This window comes from Propioniciclava sp. LT432 (assembly GCF_059515965.1).
Map to the genome: position 1 here is coordinate 64,053 of NZ_JCAKNE010000010.1, position 16,967 is coordinate 81,019.

Consider the following 16,967-nt stretch of genomic DNA (forward strand, 5'->3'; position numbering starts at 1 on the left):
CGCCGGGCCACCTCGCTGTGGCCTAGGTTGGGGCCCATGAGCAATCGACCGAACGTCCTGTCGATCGTCCTGGCCGGTGGCGAGGGCAAGCGCCTGATGCCCCTCACCGCTGATCGGGCCAAGCCGGCGGTCCCCTTCGGAGGCACCTATCGCCTCATCGACTTCGTCCTGTCCAACCTGGCGAACTCTGGCTTCACCAAGATGGCGGTCCTCACCCAGTACAAGTCCCACTCGCTGGACCGGCACATCGCCCAGACGTGGCGCATGTCGACTCTTCTGGGCAGCTTCGTGGCGTCGGTGCCGGCACAGCAGCGCACCGGCAAGCAGTGGTACCAGGGCAGTGCGGACGCGATCTACCAGTCACTGAACCTGATCACCGACGAGGACCCGGACTACATCGTCGTGTTCGGTGCGGACAACATCTATCGCATGGACGTCAGCGACATGCTGCGGTCGCACATCGAGTCGGGTGTGGAGTGCACGGTGGCGGGCATCCGCGTCCCGCGGTCGGAAGCCTCTGCGTTCGGCATCATCGACGCCGCCGAGGACAACAAGATCAACCAGTTCCTCGAGAAGCCGGCCGACCCGCCCGGACTGCCCGACAGCCCGAACCAGTCCTTCGCGTCGATGGGCAACTACATCTTCACCCGCAAGGCGTTCGTGGAGATGTTGAAGGCCGACGCCGAGGACCCGGAGTCCAAGCATGACATGGGCGGCAACGTCGTCCCGTTCTTCGTGAACAAGGGTCAGGCACAGGTCTACGACTTCACGCTCAACGACGTGCCCGGTTCCACGGACAAGGACCGCAACTACTGGCGCGACGTGGGCACCATCGACGCCTACCACGCGGCCCACATGGACCTCGTCAACGTCGAGCCCGAGTTCAACCTGTACAACCGGCAGTGGCCGATCTTCACCCAGCAGGCCCAGGCCCCCGGCGCGAAGTTCACCCTGCGCGGGACGGCCGAGGACTCGATCGTCTCCGCGGGCAGCATCATCTCCGGCGGTGACGTCGATCGCTCGGTGATCTCCCCGAACGTGGTCGTGGACAAGTGGGCCAAGGTGGAGGAGTCGGTGATCTTCTCCGGCGCCCGCATCGGTCGCAACGCCGTGGTGCGCCGCGCGATCCTCGACAAGTACGTCACCGTCGACGATGGCGCCGAGGTGGGCGTGAACCGGGAGATGGACCTGGCACGAGGCTTCCACGTGTCGGACACCGGCATCACGGTCGTCACCAAGGGTGGACGCGTCAGCGCCTGACCGAGCCTCGAAACGGCCCCGCGGATGACCGCGGGGCCGTTCGTTGTTCCGAGGGGGTCTTCCGGTGACCGAGCCAGACGAGGGGTCAGCTGCGCAGTGCGACCAGGAGGCCGTCGCCGATGGGCAGCACGATCGGTGCGAGTTGGTCGGACTCCTGGACGGCGGCGAGTGCCTCGCGGATGATGACGACCTCGTCGTCCTCGTTGGACTCGTCGACCACACGACCATCGGCCAGCGCGTGGTGCAGCACCAGCAGCCCTCCTGTGCGGAGCAGGCGGAGCGCCTGCTCGACGTACTCCACCGACTCGAGCGGGTCCCCATCGACGAGGACGAGGTCGTAGGCCCCGTCGCTCAGCTTCGGGAGCACCTGGAGGGCGGGCCCTGCGATGAGCCGAGCCCGGCGGGCCGGGTGGCCGGCCTCGGCGAAGGCGGCGCGGGCGGCGGCCTGGTGCTCGGGCTCGGAGTCGATCGACGTCAGGACGCCGTCGGGCGCCATCCCTGCGAGCAGGGCCAGCCCCGACACGCCCGTGCCGGTGCCGATCTCCACGATCGCGCGGGCCTCGACGACCCGGGCGAGGAAGGTGAGGACGCCGGCGACGCCGGGGGAGACCGGCGTGATGCCCATGCGCCCGGCGGCCTCGCGGGCAGCGTGCGCGCCCGCCACCTCGGGAACGAACGTCTCGATCCAGGCGTGCGTGTGGGCAGTGGCGGGCTTCGCTGCGGCGTTCACGCGCACAGCCTATCGCCAGAGATGCCGCGGGGGTGTCCTAGACTGTCGCGCATGGCCCAACCTCCCTTCGGGCGCCTCATCACGGCCATGGTGACGCCCTTCCACGACGACGGTTCGCTCGATCTTGACGAAGCCCGGCGCCTCGCCGCCCACTTGGTCGACGAGCAGGGCAACGACTCGTTGGTGGTGAACGGCACGACCGGAGAGTCCCCGACGACGGACGACGAGGAGAAGATCGCGCTCCTCAAGGCGGTTGTCGGCGAGGTCGGCGACCGGGCCAAGGTGATCGCCGGTGTCGGCACCAATGAGACCGCCGCGACCATCAAGCGTTCCCGGGATGCCGTCGAGGCTGGGTGTGACGGCCTCCTCGTCGTGACGCCCTACTACAGCAAGCCTCCGGTCGACGCGTTGCTGGAGCACTTCGTGCTCGTGGCCGACGCGACCGACCTGCCCGTCATGCTCTACGACATCCCCGGCCGATCGGCGATCCCGATCCCCGAGGACACCATCATCGAACTGGCCCGCCACCCGCGCATCGTGGCCGTGAAGGACGCCAAGGGCGACCTGGTCAGCTCCGCCCGCGTGATGGCGGCGACCGACCTGGCCTACTACTCCGGCGACGACGCGGTCACGCTGCCCCTCATGTCTGTCGGCGGTGTCGGAGTGGTCGGGACGTCGACGCACTTCAGCGGCGCCGTCACCAAGGAATGGATGGACCTCCTCGCCGAGGGGGCGCGGGAGGAGGCGCTCGAGGTCTACCGGCGGCTGCTCCCGGTCTACACGGGCGTGTTCGCGACGCAGGGGTGCATGCTCGTCAAGGCCGGCCTCGCCGCCCGCGGCTTCGGGCCGGCGGTGCTGCGGCGTCCGCTCAAGGCGGCGAGCCCGTCGCAGGCGCGCACGTTCGTCCAACTCCTCGAGGCGGCCGGGCTCTGACCCGGTCGGGCACGAGCCGGACGAACGACGGATGGACTTCAACCTCTGGGAGATCACCGCGCTGGTGGTCCTCGCGATCATCGTGTTCGGCCCCGAAAAGCTGCCTGAACTCGCCCGCAAGGCCGCCCGCGTCCTCAACTACCTGCGCCGCATCGGCAACGACGCGCGCGGGCAGCTCCGGCGCGAGCTGGGTGACGAGTTCGCCGACATGAGCCTGGCCGACCTGAACCCGAAGACGTTCGTCAGCAAGCACCTCCTCAGCGGTGAGGAGGTCGAGGACCTCCGGCAGATCCGAGACGAGGCCCTCTCCAGCGGTACGTTGGTGCGCGACACGCTGCAGGATGCCAAGGACGCGGGGTCGGGCGCGAGCGCCGCGGTGGGCACGACTTCACCGCGATCGGACGCACCCGGCGTCGTCAGACCCGAGGCGGACGCGGCGACGGAAGAACGTGTTCCGTTCGACCCCGAGGCGACGTGAGGCGTGCGATAACCTTCGCAGCGTGAGCGGATCGTCCACCTCGATCTTCACCTCGCGGATCAAGGGACTTCCCGTGCTGGACGCCAGCGGGGACCAGGTCGGGAAGGTCCGCGACGTGGTCGTCCAGAACCGCGCCAACGCGCGGTCGCCCCGGGTCAAGGGACTCGTGGTCGAATTGCTGCGCCTCCGACGTGTGTTCCTGCCCATGGAGCGGGTGCACTCGATCGATGCCCAACAGGTCATCATCTCGGGCGTCGTGAACACGGTGGCATTCCAGCGTCGCGAGTACGAGGCCCTCATCTACGAGGACCTGTTCGACAAGAAGGTCAATTGGGGCGGAGCGCCGACGACCACCATCTACGACGTGGCCATCACCCAGACGCGCACGCGCGGCGCCTGGGAGGTCGGTGAGGTCGCGCTGCGGGAGATGACCAGCCGCTCCCCGTTCGCCCGGGGGCACGTGGTGATCGTGGACTGGACGGAGGTGCCCGACTTCTTCGTGGACTCGGGGCAGGGCACGGACCAGGTGTTGGCCCAGCTGTCCGAGATGAAGCCCGCCGACGTGGCCCGTGAGCTGCACGAGATGACCCCGGAGCGGCGTGCGGAGGTCGTCAAGGCGCTCGACGATGAACTGCTCGCCGAGGCGCTGGAGGAGATGCCGGAGGCGGAGCAGGTGCGCGTCATCCAGACGATGGACACCGAGCGGGCGGCCGACATCCTCGAGGAGATGGACCCCGACGACGCCGCTGACCTGATCGCGGAGCTGGCCCCCGACCTCGCCGAGACCCTGCTCGAGCGGATGGAGCCCGAGGATGCAGAGGACGTCCGGCTCCTGCTCAACTACGACGCGGCCACCGCCGGCGGCCTGATGACGCCGGAGCCCGTCGTCCTCGGCCCGGACGCCACCGTGGCCGACTGCTTGGCCCTGCTGCGCAACGAGGAGATCACGCCGGCGCTGGCGGCGCTGGCGTTCCTGTGCCGGCCGCCCCTGGACACCCCGACGGGGCGCTACCTCGGAGCGGTCCACATCCAGCGGCTGCTGCGCGAGCCCCCGTCCGTGCTGGCCGCGGGCCTGGTCGACAGCTCGATCACGCCCCTCCACCCGCACAGCGACGTTGCCATGGTCAGCCGCTACTTCGCGACCTACGACCTGGTGTGCGCGCCGGTGGTCAACGACGCGGGCCTGCTGGTCGGTGCGGTCACCGTCGACGACGTGCTCGACCACATCCTCCCCACCGACTGGCGCGGCCAACACCTGGCGGAAGGGGTGAGCGATGGCTGAACGCCCGTCCGACCGGCTCAACACGCCCGGACGCCATCGCACGTGGCTTCCGAAGTTCAAGTTCTCGGAGGATGCCTTCGGCGCCTTCGCCGAGGGATTCGCGCGGTTCATGGGCACCGCCCGGTTCCTCATCTGGATGACGGTGTTCATCCTCGCCTGGATCGTCGTCAACACCGTCGCCCCGCACCTGCTGAACGACCCGTTCCCGTTCATCTTCCTGACCCTGTTGCTGTCGTTGCAGGCCTCGTACGCGGCACCGCTCATCCTGTTGGCGCAGAACCGGCAGGAGGCCCGGGACCGGGTCACGACCGAGCGAGACCGCGAGGTCGCCGCCCAGTCGCGCGCCGACATGGACTTCCTCGCGCGCGAGATCGCCTCGCTGCGCATGCGCATCAACGACATGCCCACCCGCGACTTCATTCGGAGCGAGCTCCGGGACCTGCTGGAGGACCTGAACCGCGACGACGACAACGCGGCGGATCCGCCCAAGCGCGACAAGCACAAGCGGCGCAGCGAACAGTGAGGGCCGGGGTTTCACCCCCGGCCCTCTGGGCACGTCCAGCGCGCGTCAGTGGTGCATGGCGTAGCCCAGGACGGCCGGGTTGAGCATGCCGAAGATCATGGCGACGTGGGCCACCACGAGGAAGACCGAGATCCACAGGGCGCGCAGCCGGACCCGCTGCCGCTCGGTTCGGCCCACGAGGCCGAGTTCCACGAGCGTGATGGCGACGAACGGGACGACCCCGGACAGGTAGGTGAGGACGGCGATCACGTCCGCCGGACCGCGCCAGCCCGCGGTGGCCGTCAGCGGGACGACGGCGTTCACGAGCAGGTGCAGCGTGATCGCGAGCATCGCCGGGCCGGCCAGCAGGCCCGCGATGTGGTTGGCGCGCGCCACCCAGGCCGGTCCGGGGCGCAGGACCAGCATGGCGATCTCGCTGATGGCCAAGGTCTCGGCGAGCACCACCGGGACGCCCATGAAGAGCAGCAGGTTCACGGGCTGGTTGGTCGCCAGCAGTTCCATGTAGTGGGTCATCCCCATGCTCATGGTCATGTCCATGCTGCCTCCCACGAGGCTGGGGCCGAACAGGCCGCCCAGGGCCAGCACCATGGCGAGGCTCGCCACGGGGATCAGCTGTCGCAGTTCGGGTGTGGGACGGGAGACGGGGGAGATCGCCTCAGCCAGCGGCGAGGTCGAGGCGGTCACGGTGTCGGGCATCGAAGTTCCTCCTTGAGGGACGGCGCACGGGCGACGTGCAAGGCGAGCGTCGTCCACCAACCCTGAGCATTCGGGGTCGGAACGATGAAGGATCGATGAAGGCTCGGGTGGGTCGGCTCAGGTCAGGGGGAGGACCAGCCGGAAGGTGGCTCCGGACCCGGGACCCTCGCTGTGGGCGTCCAGCGTGCCACCGTGCGCTTCCGCGATCCCGCGGCTGATCGTGAGACCCACGCCTGTCCCGGCGCCCTCGTCGTGGCGTCGTTGGGGGTTGCCGCGGTAGAAGCGCTCGAAGACGTGGGGGAGGTCCTCGGCGCTGATTCCGCTCCCGTCATCGCGCACCTCGACCGTCGCCTCGCCCTCCCCGAGCGCCAGCGCCACGTGCACGGATCCATCCTCGGGCGTGTGCTCCAGCGCGTTGCGCAGGATGTTGTCCAGGACCTGCCCCAAACGGTTGCGGTCGACCAGGCCCCGGACGGGCCGGTCCGCGTCCACGGTCAGGCGGACGCCGTCGGCGTCGGCGCGCGGGCGCGCCCCGGCGACCGCCGACCGGACGAGTTCGTCGAGGGACGTCTCCTCGAGGTCCAGGCTCAGCCGTCCCTCCTCGAAGGCCGAGACGTCCTTCATGTCGGCGGCCAGGCGGGTCAGGCGGGCGGTCTGCCGGCGCAGCGAGGCGAGCGTCGGGGCGTCCGGTTCGGCCACACCGTCCTCCAGCGCTTCCAGCACGACGTTCAGGGCCGTGACAGGGGTGCGCATCTCGTGGGAGATGTCCGTCAGCATGCGGCGGCGGGTGGCCTCGGTCGCGTGGATGCGGGCCGCCATCAGGTTGAGGTTGTCGGCCACGGTGTGGAGTTCCCCGACGCCGCCCGTGAGGGTGATGGGGGTCCCGTAGTCGCCATGGGCCACACGCTCGGACCCGTCGGTCAGTTCGCGCACCGCGGTGCCGAGCCGGCGCGCCAGCACGGACTGCACCAGGATCGCCCCGAGAGCCGCGATGGCGACGCCGGCGCCCAGGGCGATGACCCCCGCCGTCTGGAACGCCTCCTGCGCGTGCTGCATGACCAGCGGGGGTTGCTCGTGTCCGACTTGCCGCATGTGGTTCTCGAACGCCGGAGGACCCACCAAGGCGGCCACCCCGGTCGCCGTGGCGGCCATGGCGGCGACGACCACCACCTGGGCCCCGAGCAGTTGCCGCACTAGCGGCGTCCTGCCCGAGCGCCGCTTCATGCGCCCGATCCCATGCGGTAGCCCACGCCGCGCACCGTCAGGATGTAGCGGGGGTCCTGCGGGGCGTCGCCCAGCTTGCGGCGCACGTGGGCGATGTGGACGTCGACGAGGTGGTCGTCGCCGCCCCAGTCCCCGCCCCAGACCTCGGTGACCAACTGCCGGCGCGAGAACGCCACCCGGGGTTTGGCCGACAGCGTCGCCAGGACGTCGAACTCAGTGCGCGTCAGGTCCACGAGGGTCTCGGCCAGGCGGACCTCGCGTGCGTCCGGGTCGATCGACAGTTCCCCGAACACCCGGCGTGGCGAGCCCGGGTGACCGCCAGCGCGTGGCCGTCGCAGCATGGCCTGCACGCGAGCGACCAACTCGCGGGCGCTGAAGGGCTTGGTCACGTAGTCGTCCGCGCCCACGGACAGGCCGACCAGCTTGTCCACCTCGTCGTCGCGGGCGGTCAGCATGACCACGTAGCAGTCGGAGAAGGTGCGGATCCGACGGCACACCTCGACCCCGTCCAGGCCCGGCAGGCCCAGGTCGAGGACGACGACGTCGGGGGCCCACTCGCGGACCAGTGCGACCGCGTCGAGCCCGTCATCGCAGGTGCGGGCGGACAGGCCGGCCCGGTCCAGGTAGTTGGCCACCGTCCCGGCCAGGACGGGTTCGTCATCGACCACCAGCACACGGGCCTGTGGCGAGGGCTGTGTCTTCACGTCTCCAGTCTCCACCACGGCGACCGGACGTCCGGCGATCACCTCGCCGGGGGCCACCGCCTCATCCACCCAGGCGGGCGCGGTAGCCCACGGCGTCCAACACGTCACGGATCGCGGTGTCGCTCGTGGTGGCCGGGTCGCGTTCCAGCGTCACCACCTCCCGCGCCAGATCGACCCGGACCTTCCGTGCGCCCCGCTTGCGGAGCGCGCGGGTCACCCGGAGGGCGCAGCTCCCGCAGGTCATGCCCTCGACCGGGAAGGTCAACGACTCCATGGTGCTCACAGCGACACCATCAGGCCCAGGCTCATCGCGATCACCGTGCCCGCGATGCCCACCTTGACCCACGGCGCGTTCGCGCGGTTCCACCGCCCGAGCCGGCCCAGCACGCGTCGGTTCGTGACGGCCGCGAGCAGGAGGACGAGCGGAGCGATGAAGGCGATGTTGTAGAGGGCCAGCAGTGCCAGCCCGGTGCCGCCGCCGCCGGACGCGTGCAGGACCGCGGTGATCTGCAGGTACATCGCCCCGGAGCACGGCACGGTGCACACGCCCACGAGGACGCCGGCCACCAGCATCCCCGCCAGCCCGCCGGTCTCCATCGCCTTCTTCATGCGGGAATGGGTCCCGGACGGCGCGAGCATGCTGGGGCCGACGCCGGGGAGGATGACGTCCTTCACCATCCACAGCGCCATGACCAGGGCCAGGATGGACGCGATGCGCGCCACCATGTGGTCGCGCCCCAGCCACGACAGCACCGTGAGCAGGCCCAGTCCGATGGCGAAGTAGGTCACCCACACCGCACCGACGTACAGGGCCCCGGCCGACAGGAGCCGGTTCCGTGCGGCCAGCGTCGGCATCCCCGCCGCCGTCACCGAGTTGGCCAGCGTGAGGGTGTAGGTGCCGAAGAGCACCAGGAGGGAGAAGGCGCAGGGGTTGAACCCGTCGAGGAACCCGGCCCCCAGCACCGCGGGCACGGTCAGGCCGCCGAACGCGGCCGAGTCGAAGGGCACAGCGACGACGTACGCGGACGCACCCGCACCCACCGCGAGGAGCAGCGCCGCCAGGCCGATGGCCGGCGACGGCCAGCGGGACCCCCGGGGCCGGACGGTCGCCTGGTCCCGCCCCGGGTCCACCCCCACCCCAGGAGTCGTCATGCCTGCTCGATCACGATCACGCCGTGCATCGACGGCGACGCCTTGCCACCGCAGCAGCTGTCGCACCACACGTCGTAGCGCCCGGGCTTGTCGGGCACGGTCCAGGTGAACTGGCGCCGCGACTCGGCCCTGAGTTCCTCGTCCAGCCCGAGTTCGGGGGAGACCATGGTGTGGACGCCACCCTCCAGGTGTGGGGCCGCGTCGTCCGTCCACCAGTCAAGGGTCACGGTGCTACCCGCCTTCACGCGGATCTCGTTCGGCGTGAACCCGGCCATCGAGCTCTGGATGCTCAGGGTGTTGGTCGTGGGGTCGGAGACAGGACGTCCGATGAAGTCGCTGAACGCGGCGTACAGTCCCAGGGCCAGCACGGCGACCACCAGCCCGCCGAACATCCACCCTCGCGCGGGCGATGGCCGCGAACCGGGCTGAGTGCCCGACTCCCTGCGTTGGGCCGGTGCCGGGGACCTCGTCATGGTGAACCCTTCCTGTCGTGTGGTTCCTTTCCCCAACCGTCGGCGATGACCGGTGAAGGCGTGGACCAGAAACGATGAAGGTTTGACGAAGGGGACCCGCCGGGGGAATGGAACCGCAGGGCCCGAGTGTTGACCAGATACCCCCCGGGGGTAATCTTGAGGAAGGGGATCGTCATGACAAGCACCGGGCACGAGAGCCACCAGCAGCACGACCACGAGGGCCACGAAGGCCATATCCATCACGAAGGCCACGGCGAACACACCGACCACGGCGGCCGCGCGGACCACGGCGGTCACGCGGATCATGGCGGACACGCCGGGCACGGAGACCACGTCGCCCAGTTCCGCCGCCTGTTCTGGGTGATGCTCGTCCTGGCGATCCCGGTGGTGGCGCTGTCACCGATGTTCGCGATGCTGCTCGGCTACGAACCGCCGGACGTGCCCTGGCTGGCATGGGTGCCACCGCTGCTCGGCACCGTCGTGTACCTGGTGGGCGGTCGTCCGTTCCTGACGGGTGCCCTGGAGGAGCTCCGCGCCCGGAAGCCCGGCATGATGCTGCTGATCGGGATGGCCATCACGGTCGCCTTCCTGGCGTCCTGGGGTGCGACCCTGGGCATCGTCGACCACCAACTCGACTTCTGGTGGGAACTCTCCCTCCTGGTCGTCATCATGCTGCTCGGCCACTGGCTGGAGATGCGGTCGCTCGCCCAGACCACCTCGGCGCTCGATTCCCTGGCGGCGCTCCTGCCCGACGAGGCCGAGCGGGTCGTCGGGGACGCCGTCGAGACGGTCGCGCCGTCCGACCTGCGCGTCGGGGACGTCGTCATCGTCCGGCCCGGCGGACGGGTCCCGGCCGACGGACGCGTGGTCGCCGGGGCCGCCGACGTGGACGAGTCGATGATCACCGGGGAATCGAGGGCCGTCCGACGCGCCGAGGGCGACCACGTGGTCGCCGGAACCGTGGCGACCGACTCCGGCCTCCGGGTCGAGGTCACCGCGACGGGGGAGGACACGGCACTCGCCGGCATCCAACGGCTGGTGGCGGACGCCCAGTCCAGCACGTCCCGAGCCCAGCGCCTGGCCGACAGGGCCGCCGGCTGGCTGTTCTGGTTCGCGCTCGGGGCAGCGGTGGTCACGGTGATCGCCTGGAGCGCGCTCGGCCTGCCCGATCAGGGCATCGTCCGCGCCATCACGGTCCTGGTGATCGCGTGCCCGCACGCCCTCGGCCTGGCCATCCCGCTGGTCGTCTCGATCGCCACGGAACGCGCCGCGCGCGGCGGCGTCCTGGTCAAGGACCGTCTGGCCCTGGAGGCCATGCGCACGGTCGACGTCGTCCTCTTCGACAAGACCGGCACCCTCACCAAGGGCGAGCCGGCCGTGGAGCAGGTGTCCGTCGCCGGGGCGGACGCCGACCTGGACGACGCCGACGTGCTGCGTCTCGCGGCGAGCGCCGAGGCCTACTCCGAGCATCCGCTCGCCCGGGCCATCGTGGCCGCCGCGGAACATCGCGGCCTCGCGCTGGCCGGCCTTGAGGACTTCACCTCGGCCCCGGCCGTCGGTGTCTCGGCGCTGGTCGAGGGCCGCCGCGTCCAGGTGGGCGGGCCCACCCTGCTGGAGCGCGAGGGAGCGGCCGAACTGGCGGACGCGGAGGACTGGCGCGCGGACGGTGCCATCATCCTCCACGTCCTGGTCGACGGCCGGGTCGCGGGCGCGCTCAAACTGGCCGACGAGATCCGTCCGGAGTCCCGCACCGCCGTCGCGGCGCTCCGCGAACGGGGGGTCGAGGTGGTCATGATCACCGGTGACGCCGAGGCCGTGGCGTCCGCCGTTGCCGGTGAACTCGGGCTCGAGCGGTACTACGCCGGCGTCCTGCCCGGGGACAAGTCGTCCAAGGTCGCCGAGTTGCAGGCGGAGGGCCGCCGGGTGGCCATGGTGGGCGACGGCGTCAACGACGCCCCGGCGCTGGCGTCCGCCGACGTCGGCATCGCCATCGGTGCCGGCACCGACGTCGCGATCGGGTCGGCGGGCGTCATCCTGGCCAGTGACGATCCCCGCTCGGTGGTCTCGGTGATCGAGTTGTCCCGTGCCAGCTACCGCAAGATGCAGCAGAACCTCTGGTGGGCGGCGGGGTACAACATCCTCGCCGTGCCGCTCGCCGCCGGAGTGCTCGCGCCGGTCGGGTTCGTGCTGCCGATGTCGGTGGGAGCGGTCCTCATGTCGCTGTCGACGATCGTGGTCGCCCTGAACGCGCAACTGCTGCGTCGCCTCGACCTGCACCCCGACGTCGTGGCGCCGATGCGGGCCCAGCACCGTCCGACCTCCCGCGAGCCCGGCGTTCCCGCTGGTCACCGTGTGGGGCACGTCCACGAGGCTCAGTAAGGTGGACCCCATGTCTGTCGAAAGCCTGAACGCCGCCGTGTGGGACGTGCTGTCCCGCGTGAACGATCCCGAGATCCACAAGCCCATCACCGAACTCGGCATGGTCGAGAAGGTCGAGGTGGACGAGGACGGGTTCGCCCACGTCAAGGTGCTGCTCACGATATCCGGATGTCCCATGCGGAACACCATCGAGCACGACGTGCACGCGGCACTCCAGGGCCTGGAGGGCCTGACCGGCCTCGACCTGGAGTTCGGCGTGATGTCGGACGAGCAGCGCGACGCGCTGAAGACGAAGCTGCGCGGTGGTGTGCAGGAGCGGGTGATCCCGTTCGCCAAGGCCGACAACCTGACCCAGGTGCTGCTCATCGCGTCCGGCAAGGGCGGCGTCGGGAAGTCGTCGGTCACCGTCAACCTGGCCCAGGCGCTGGCTGCCCGTGGCAAGAAGGTGGGCGTGCTGGACGCCGACATCTACGGCCACTCCATCCCGCCGATGCTCGGCATCGCCGACGCCGACGTGACGGGCATCGACGACATGATCCTGCCCGTGCCGGCCGGTGACCTGAAGGTCATCTCCATCGGCATGCTCAAGCAGTCCCGCGACCAGGTGATCGCCTGGCGCGGGCCGATCCTCGATCGAGCCCTCCAGCAGTTCCTCGCGGACGTCTACTGGGGTGACCTCGACTTCCTCCTCGTCGACCTGCCTCCGGGCACCGGTGACGTCGCCATGTCGCTGGGCACGAAGCTCCCCAACGCCGAGGTCATCGTCGTCACGACCCCGCAGCAGGCGGCCGCCGAGGTCGCCGAGCGGGCCGGGACGATGGCGTCCATGGTCGACCAGAAGGTCATCGGCGTGATCGAGAACATGGCGTACCTCGAGTCGATGTGCCCACACTGCGAGCAGACCCACCGCGTCGACGTCTTCGGCACCGGCGGAGGTGCGCGCGTCTCCGAGGCGCTCACGCTGCGCCTGGGCTACGACGTCCCGCTGCTGGCCGAGGTGCCGATCGACCCGGCCATGAGCGCGTCCGGTGATGAGGGTGTGCCCCTGGTGCAGTCGCACGCGCACAACCCGGCCGCGACGGCGCTGGCCGGCGTTGCCGAGCGGCTGGCGACCCGCAAGCGCGGCCTCGCGGGACGCAAGCTGAACCTCGCGGTGGGCTGAGTCCCACCCCACCTGCATTTCCGGGTGGCAGTACCCCAAGGAACCTTGGGATACTGCCACCCGGAAATGCATTCGAGGGGCCTCAGGCCTCCTCGACCACGAACGCGATCGGGGTGCCGAGCTCGACGGTGCGGGAGACCGTGCAGTCGCGCTCGTGGGAGGCCTTGACCGCCGGCTCGATGCGTGAGCGGGCCTTGTCGCCGTCCTCGCCCTCGGGGAACCGCAGGCGGAAGGTGATGGTGAGGTCCTCCATGTGGTTTCCGCCCTCGGTGACCTTGCGGCCCGACGAGACGACCTCGAAGACCTCCGGCTCGGCGCGCCGGGACGTCATCACGTCCACGTCGACGGCCGTGCACCCGCCGATGGCGGTGAGCAGGAGCTCGACGGGGGAGAAGTTGCCCTCACCCCCCACCTCGATGCGGGCCCCATGGCTGTTGATGGCCTCGTAGTGCATCTGGTCGATGCGGCGGAGGGAGACGGTGGTCGGATCGCTCATGGGGCCCATCATGCCCGGCCCACCTCCCGCGCGCACCGCGAGCGCGGCGGTACGCTGCGCGCGTGGAGCCCGATACGCGTGCCCGGATCGACGGCCACTGGTCCCGCCGCTTCGGCGTCCCAGTGCCGGGCCTGGTCCCGGTTGTGGTGGCCGCGTCCGGCCGCCACGACGACGCCGCGCTGGTGCTCCTGCTGGGTGATCACGCCTACATCGACGCGCCGCTGTCCCGGGTCGAGCAGGTGGCTGAACTCGCGCTGGCCCACGACCCCGGCGCCCTGGTCGATCCCGCGACGTGGGAGCCGCTCGCGACGGGCCCCGTCCTCGGCCCGGCCGACCACTTCTGGGCCGACCACGCCACGGAGCTCATGTCGTCCTCCGCCCTGATGACCGAGCCCGAGGAACTCGCGGAACTCCACCCCCTCGTGTCGGCCGCGGAGTGGGCGGAGGCGGGCTTTGACCGGAGGCCGCACGCCTGTTTCGGAATCGTCGAGGGGGACCACTTGGTCGCGGCGTCCGTGCTGAACACCCTGTGGGGCTGGCCCATTGACGTCGGCGTCCTCGTCGCACCCCGGGCGCGCGGCCGTGGGCTGGGCGCCGAGGTCGCCGCGGCTGCGCTCGCCTGGGGCGTCCAGCAGGCCGGTTTCGCCGCCTATAGGGCGGCTCGCGCGCACGCCGCCTCTCGTGGGGTCGCCCAGCGCCTCGGGCTCACCGCCCACGGCGTCAACCTGGCGGTCCCGCTCGCCTGAGCCTGGAGACTGTCTCGAATTCGGGCACGACTGGTGAATTCTGCGGTGTCGAAGATGCAGGACCCGCGGCTAGCCCGATACGTTGCCAACAAAGCGCACTCTTCCGGTTGCGCACGGAGTGAAGACGAAGGGGTCTCATGCAGGAAGAAACAGTCGACGACGGCCGCAAGGTCGGTCATCACGAACGAGTGGACGACGACGGCGGACGTGTCGCCAAGTGGAAGATCATCGGTCCGGGCATCGTCGTCGCCGGAACGGGTGTCGGTGCGGCCGACATGGTGTCCACCCTGATCGGTGGTTCGCGCTACGGCTACATGCTGCTGTGGGCGATCATCGTCGGCGTCATCATGAAGATCATCCTGGTCGAGGGCGCCGGCCGGTATTCGCTGGCGACGGGCTACACCATCTTCGAGGGGTGGCGGAAGCTCGGCCGCTGGACCACCTGGTACTTCGCGCCGTACATCGTCATCTGGGGCTTCGTCTACGGCGCATCGGCCATGTCGTCCACGGCACTGCCGCTGGCGGCACTGTTCCCGCAGATCCCGCTGCTCGCCTGGGCCGTCGCCACCGGCATCGTGGGCTTCCTGCTGGTGTGGTTCAACAAGTACGCGGTGGTCGAGAAAGTCACCGCAGCGTTGGTCGGGCTGATGTTCCTCACGATCGTGGCGCTGGCGATCATCGCCGTCCCGAACGTCCCCGAGATGCTGGGGGGCCTCGTCCCGCGCCTGCCGTCGGACGAGGGGGGCCTCATGTACACCCTCGCCCTGGCGGGCGGCGTCGGCGGCACGATCACCTTGGCGGCCTACGGCTACTGGCTGCGCGAGAAGGGCTGGTACACGCCCAAGTGGATGAAGGTCATGCGCATCGACAACACGATGGCGTACGTGATCACCGGCATCTTCGTCATCTCGATGCTCATCGTCGGTGCCGAGGTCGTGCGGGCCGCGGGCGTCAAGCTGAGTGCCGGTGACAAGGGCCTGGTCGATCTCTCGACGGTGCTCGAGGCGCGCTACGGCGTCGTCGTCGGCAAGTTCTTCCTGGTCGGCTTCTTCGCCGCGGCCTTCTCGTCCGTCATCGGCGTGTGGAACGGCGTCTCCCTGATGTTCGCCGACTTCATGGCCAAGATGAAGGGCCTGCCGGACGACCACCCGGACGGCCGCAACGGGGGCAAGTACTTCAAGTGGTACGTCCTGTGGCTCACGTTCCCGCCGATGATCCTGCTCTTCCTCGATCGTCCGTTCGGCCTGATCGTCGCCTACGGCGTCCTCGGTGCGCTGTTCATGCCATTCATGGCCATCGCCAACCTGGGCCTGCTGAACGGAAAGATGATTCCCCCCGAGTGGCGGAACAAGCTGTCACACAACATCGCCCTGGGCGTCACGGCGCTGTTGTTCGGCATCCTGGGCGTCTACCAGCTCTGGCAGGCCGTCACGTAGTCACTCGTCTCACCTGAGTCCGGAGGGGCGCCCGCTGCTGCGGGCGCCCCTCCTCCCTGTCAGGGGACCCGCCGGGTCGCGTGGGCCGTGACCAGGAGGGCCAGCACCATCCCCAGCACGGACGCGGATCCGGTGGCCAGCCAGGTGAACCCCCAGCCCCCGACGAGCGTGGCCAGCGAGGCCACCAGGGGTGGGCCGGCGAGTTGTCCCAGCGCGGACCACTGCATCATCCACCCGACGGTCGTGGAGGTCGTCCGCCGGCTCGGGGCCAGGTGCGGGGCCAGCGCGAACAGCGTGCCCGGGATGAGCCCACCCAGCGCGGAGAACAGCACCGCCCCGGCGTACTGGACGACCGGCAGGCCGGACGTCGGCGTCCCGAACGCGAGGACCGAACCCAACGCCATCGCTGTGAAGCCGGTCAGCAGCGTGGCACGGGCCCGGACGCCATGGTGCAGGGCGAAGCCCGCACCGACGTTGCCGACGACGTTGGCCAGTGCGACCAGGGCGGCCAGGACGGCGACCGTTCTGGCTCCCCAGCCGGACGCCGCGTAGATCGACGGCAGGAAGCCGACCACGGCCAGCCACTGCAGCGAGTAGCAGGCGAAGGTCAGCGCGAGCAGCCACGGGGCACGGTGCGTGAGGGTCTCCCGGGCGCGGCCCAGCACCAGGGCCCGGCCGTCCTCGGACGCGGTGTGTGGCGGGTCGGCCGGGACCCGCCACCAGACGAGCAGCGCGGCCACGGTCGACACCGTCGCGGTCAGCCACCACCAACCCGACCAGCGCCACGCGTCGATGATGCCCGCCCCGACGAGAAGGGCCACGGCGGCACCCACGGGGATGAAGGCGGACCAGAAGCCCAGCATCCGGGTCAGGCGGTCCGGCGAGACGAGCCGCCGGACCAGCGCCGGCGCCGGAACCGTGGCCAGCAGGAAGCCGATGCCCTCGGTCGCCCGCAGCACCAGGAGGACGGCCTCGTTGGGCGCGAACCCGCCGGCGAACCCGGCTGCGCTGAGCACCCCGAGCCCGATCAGGTGGCTGCGGCGCAGCCCGAACCGCTCCACGAACAGACCGACGACCAGCCCGGTGAGGGCGCTGGCCAACAGGACCAGTGAAAGCAGGAGTCCTGAGGTCACCAGCGAGACACCCAGATCGCGTTGCAGTGCTGGGATCGCGGGGGACAGCTTGGCCACGTGGAGCGCCGCCGTGGTCCCACCGAGGAGGACGAACCAGGCCGAGCGGGTGGTCGGGCGAGCGTGGGTCACGCGCGCACCCTAGCGGGAGCCCTCCCACGCG

The 16,967-nt window shown here is 70.2% G+C and carries 18 protein-coding genes; 9 read left to right on the forward strand and 9 right to left on the reverse strand.

Features of this window, described 5'->3' with window-relative positions; genetic code table 11:
* Positions 1-36: 36 nt before the first annotated feature.
* Complete coding sequence (gene glgC, locus AC5YDV_RS07095; RefSeq protein ID WP_496182514.1) at positions 37-1,260, forward strand: glucose-1-phosphate adenylyltransferase; 1,224 nt, start codon at positions 37-39, stop codon at positions 1,258-1,260.
* 85 nt (positions 1,261-1,345) lie between these two features.
* Here the strand turns inward: glgC and AC5YDV_RS07100 are convergent, their stop codons facing one another.
* Positions 1,346-1,990 carry an O-methyltransferase gene (locus AC5YDV_RS07100; protein WP_496182515.1) on the reverse strand — a complete coding sequence of 215 codons (645 nt, stop codon included), beginning with the start codon at positions 1,988-1,990 and terminating at the stop codon, positions 1,346-1,348.
* A 51-nt stretch (positions 1,991-2,041) separates the two neighbouring features.
* Here AC5YDV_RS07100 and dapA point away from each other — a divergent pair, with 51 nt between their 5' ends.
* The 4 genes from dapA to AC5YDV_RS07120 are packed head-to-tail and all read left to right on the forward strand — an operon-like array spanning position 2,042 to position 5,206.
* On the forward strand, positions 2,042-2,923 hold the full coding sequence (gene dapA, locus AC5YDV_RS07105) for a 4-hydroxy-tetrahydrodipicolinate synthase (protein ID WP_496182516.1): 882 nt from the start codon (positions 2,042-2,044) through the stop codon (positions 2,921-2,923).
* A gap of 31 nt (positions 2,924-2,954) precedes the next feature.
* Entirely contained in the window at positions 2,955-3,401 is a 447-nt protein-coding gene (locus tag AC5YDV_RS07110; protein ID WP_496182517.1) for a sec-independent translocase, read from the forward strand.
* Positions 3,402-3,423: 22 nt separating this feature from the next.
* Complete coding sequence (locus AC5YDV_RS07115; RefSeq protein WP_496182518.1) at positions 3,424-4,683, forward strand: magnesium transporter MgtE N-terminal domain-containing protein; 1,260 nt, start codon at positions 3,424-3,426, stop codon at positions 4,681-4,683.
* Positions 4,676-5,206: a DUF1003 domain-containing protein gene (locus AC5YDV_RS07120; RefSeq protein ID WP_496182519.1), complete on the forward strand. Its 531-nt coding sequence runs from the start codon at positions 4,676-4,678 to the stop codon at positions 5,204-5,206. Before AC5YDV_RS07115 ends, AC5YDV_RS07120 begins: the two co-directional genes overlap by 8 nt.
* 45 nt (positions 5,207-5,251) lie before the next feature.
* Here AC5YDV_RS07120 and AC5YDV_RS07125 read toward each other — a convergent pair whose 3' ends face one another.
* From AC5YDV_RS07125 to AC5YDV_RS07150, 6 genes are all read right to left on the reverse strand, one after another.
* The gene (locus tag AC5YDV_RS07125) at positions 5,252-5,902 is read right to left on the reverse strand and encodes a DUF6803 family protein (RefSeq protein WP_496182520.1); all 651 of its coding nucleotides are present in this window, start codon (positions 5,900-5,902) and stop codon (positions 5,252-5,254) included.
* 117 nt (positions 5,903-6,019) lie between these two features.
* The gene (locus AC5YDV_RS07130; protein ID WP_496182521.1) at positions 6,020-7,126 is read right to left on the reverse strand and encodes a sensor histidine kinase; all 1,107 of its coding nucleotides are present in this window, start codon (positions 7,124-7,126) and stop codon (positions 6,020-6,022) included.
* A complete protein-coding gene (locus AC5YDV_RS07135) occupies positions 7,123-7,887 on the reverse strand; it encodes a response regulator (RefSeq protein WP_496192451.1) in 765 nt (254 codons plus the stop codon). Before AC5YDV_RS07135 ends, AC5YDV_RS07130 begins: the two co-directional genes overlap by 4 nt.
* 4 nt (positions 7,888-7,891) lie before the next feature.
* Positions 7,892-8,104 carry a heavy-metal-associated domain-containing protein gene (locus AC5YDV_RS07140; protein WP_496182576.1) on the reverse strand — a complete coding sequence of 71 codons (213 nt, stop codon included), beginning with the start codon at positions 8,102-8,104 and terminating at the stop codon, positions 7,892-7,894.
* 5 nt (positions 8,105-8,109) lie between these two features.
* On the reverse strand, positions 8,110-8,982 hold the full coding sequence (locus tag AC5YDV_RS07145) for a cytochrome c biogenesis CcdA family protein (RefSeq protein WP_496182523.1): 873 nt from the start codon (positions 8,980-8,982) through the stop codon (positions 8,110-8,112).
* Positions 8,979-9,455: a cupredoxin domain-containing protein gene (locus AC5YDV_RS07150; protein WP_496192452.1), complete on the reverse strand. Its 477-nt coding sequence runs from the start codon at positions 9,453-9,455 to the stop codon at positions 8,979-8,981. Before AC5YDV_RS07150 ends, AC5YDV_RS07145 begins: the two co-directional genes overlap by 4 nt.
* Positions 9,456-9,629: 174 nt before the next feature.
* On the opposite strand from AC5YDV_RS07150, the gene AC5YDV_RS07155 reads away from it, so the two are divergent.
* Both AC5YDV_RS07155 and AC5YDV_RS07160 read left to right on the forward strand, forming a co-directional pair.
* The gene (locus AC5YDV_RS07155) at positions 9,630-11,834 is read left to right on the forward strand and encodes a heavy metal translocating P-type ATPase (RefSeq protein ID WP_496182525.1); all 2,205 of its coding nucleotides are present in this window, start codon (positions 9,630-9,632) and stop codon (positions 11,832-11,834) included.
* A 10-nt stretch (positions 11,835-11,844) separates the two neighbouring features.
* On the forward strand, positions 11,845-12,996 hold the full coding sequence (locus tag AC5YDV_RS07160) for an Mrp/NBP35 family ATP-binding protein (RefSeq protein WP_496182526.1): 1,152 nt from the start codon (positions 11,845-11,847) through the stop codon (positions 12,994-12,996).
* An 82-nt stretch (positions 12,997-13,078) separates the two neighbouring features.
* Here the strand turns inward: AC5YDV_RS07160 and AC5YDV_RS07165 are convergent, their stop codons facing one another.
* On the reverse strand, positions 13,079-13,492 hold the full coding sequence (locus AC5YDV_RS07165) for an OsmC family protein (protein WP_496182527.1): 414 nt from the start codon (positions 13,490-13,492) through the stop codon (positions 13,079-13,081).
* A gap of 62 nt (positions 13,493-13,554) precedes the next feature.
* Between AC5YDV_RS07165 and AC5YDV_RS07170 the strand changes: the two genes are divergently transcribed.
* Both AC5YDV_RS07170 and AC5YDV_RS07175 read left to right on the forward strand, forming a co-directional pair.
* A complete protein-coding gene (locus AC5YDV_RS07170; protein ID WP_496182528.1) occupies positions 13,555-14,238 on the forward strand; it encodes a GNAT family N-acetyltransferase in 684 nt (227 codons plus the stop codon).
* A 137-nt stretch (positions 14,239-14,375) separates the two neighbouring features.
* Positions 14,376-15,674 carry an Nramp family divalent metal transporter gene (locus AC5YDV_RS07175; RefSeq protein WP_496182529.1) on the forward strand — a complete coding sequence of 433 codons (1,299 nt, stop codon included), beginning with the start codon at positions 14,376-14,378 and terminating at the stop codon, positions 15,672-15,674.
* Between the two features lie 59 nt (positions 15,675-15,733).
* Here the strand turns inward: AC5YDV_RS07175 and AC5YDV_RS07180 are convergent, their stop codons facing one another.
* Positions 15,734-16,936: an MFS transporter gene (locus tag AC5YDV_RS07180; RefSeq protein ID WP_496182530.1), complete on the reverse strand. Its 1,203-nt coding sequence runs from the start codon at positions 16,934-16,936 to the stop codon at positions 15,734-15,736.
* Between the last annotated feature and the right edge of the window lie 31 nt (positions 16,937-16,967).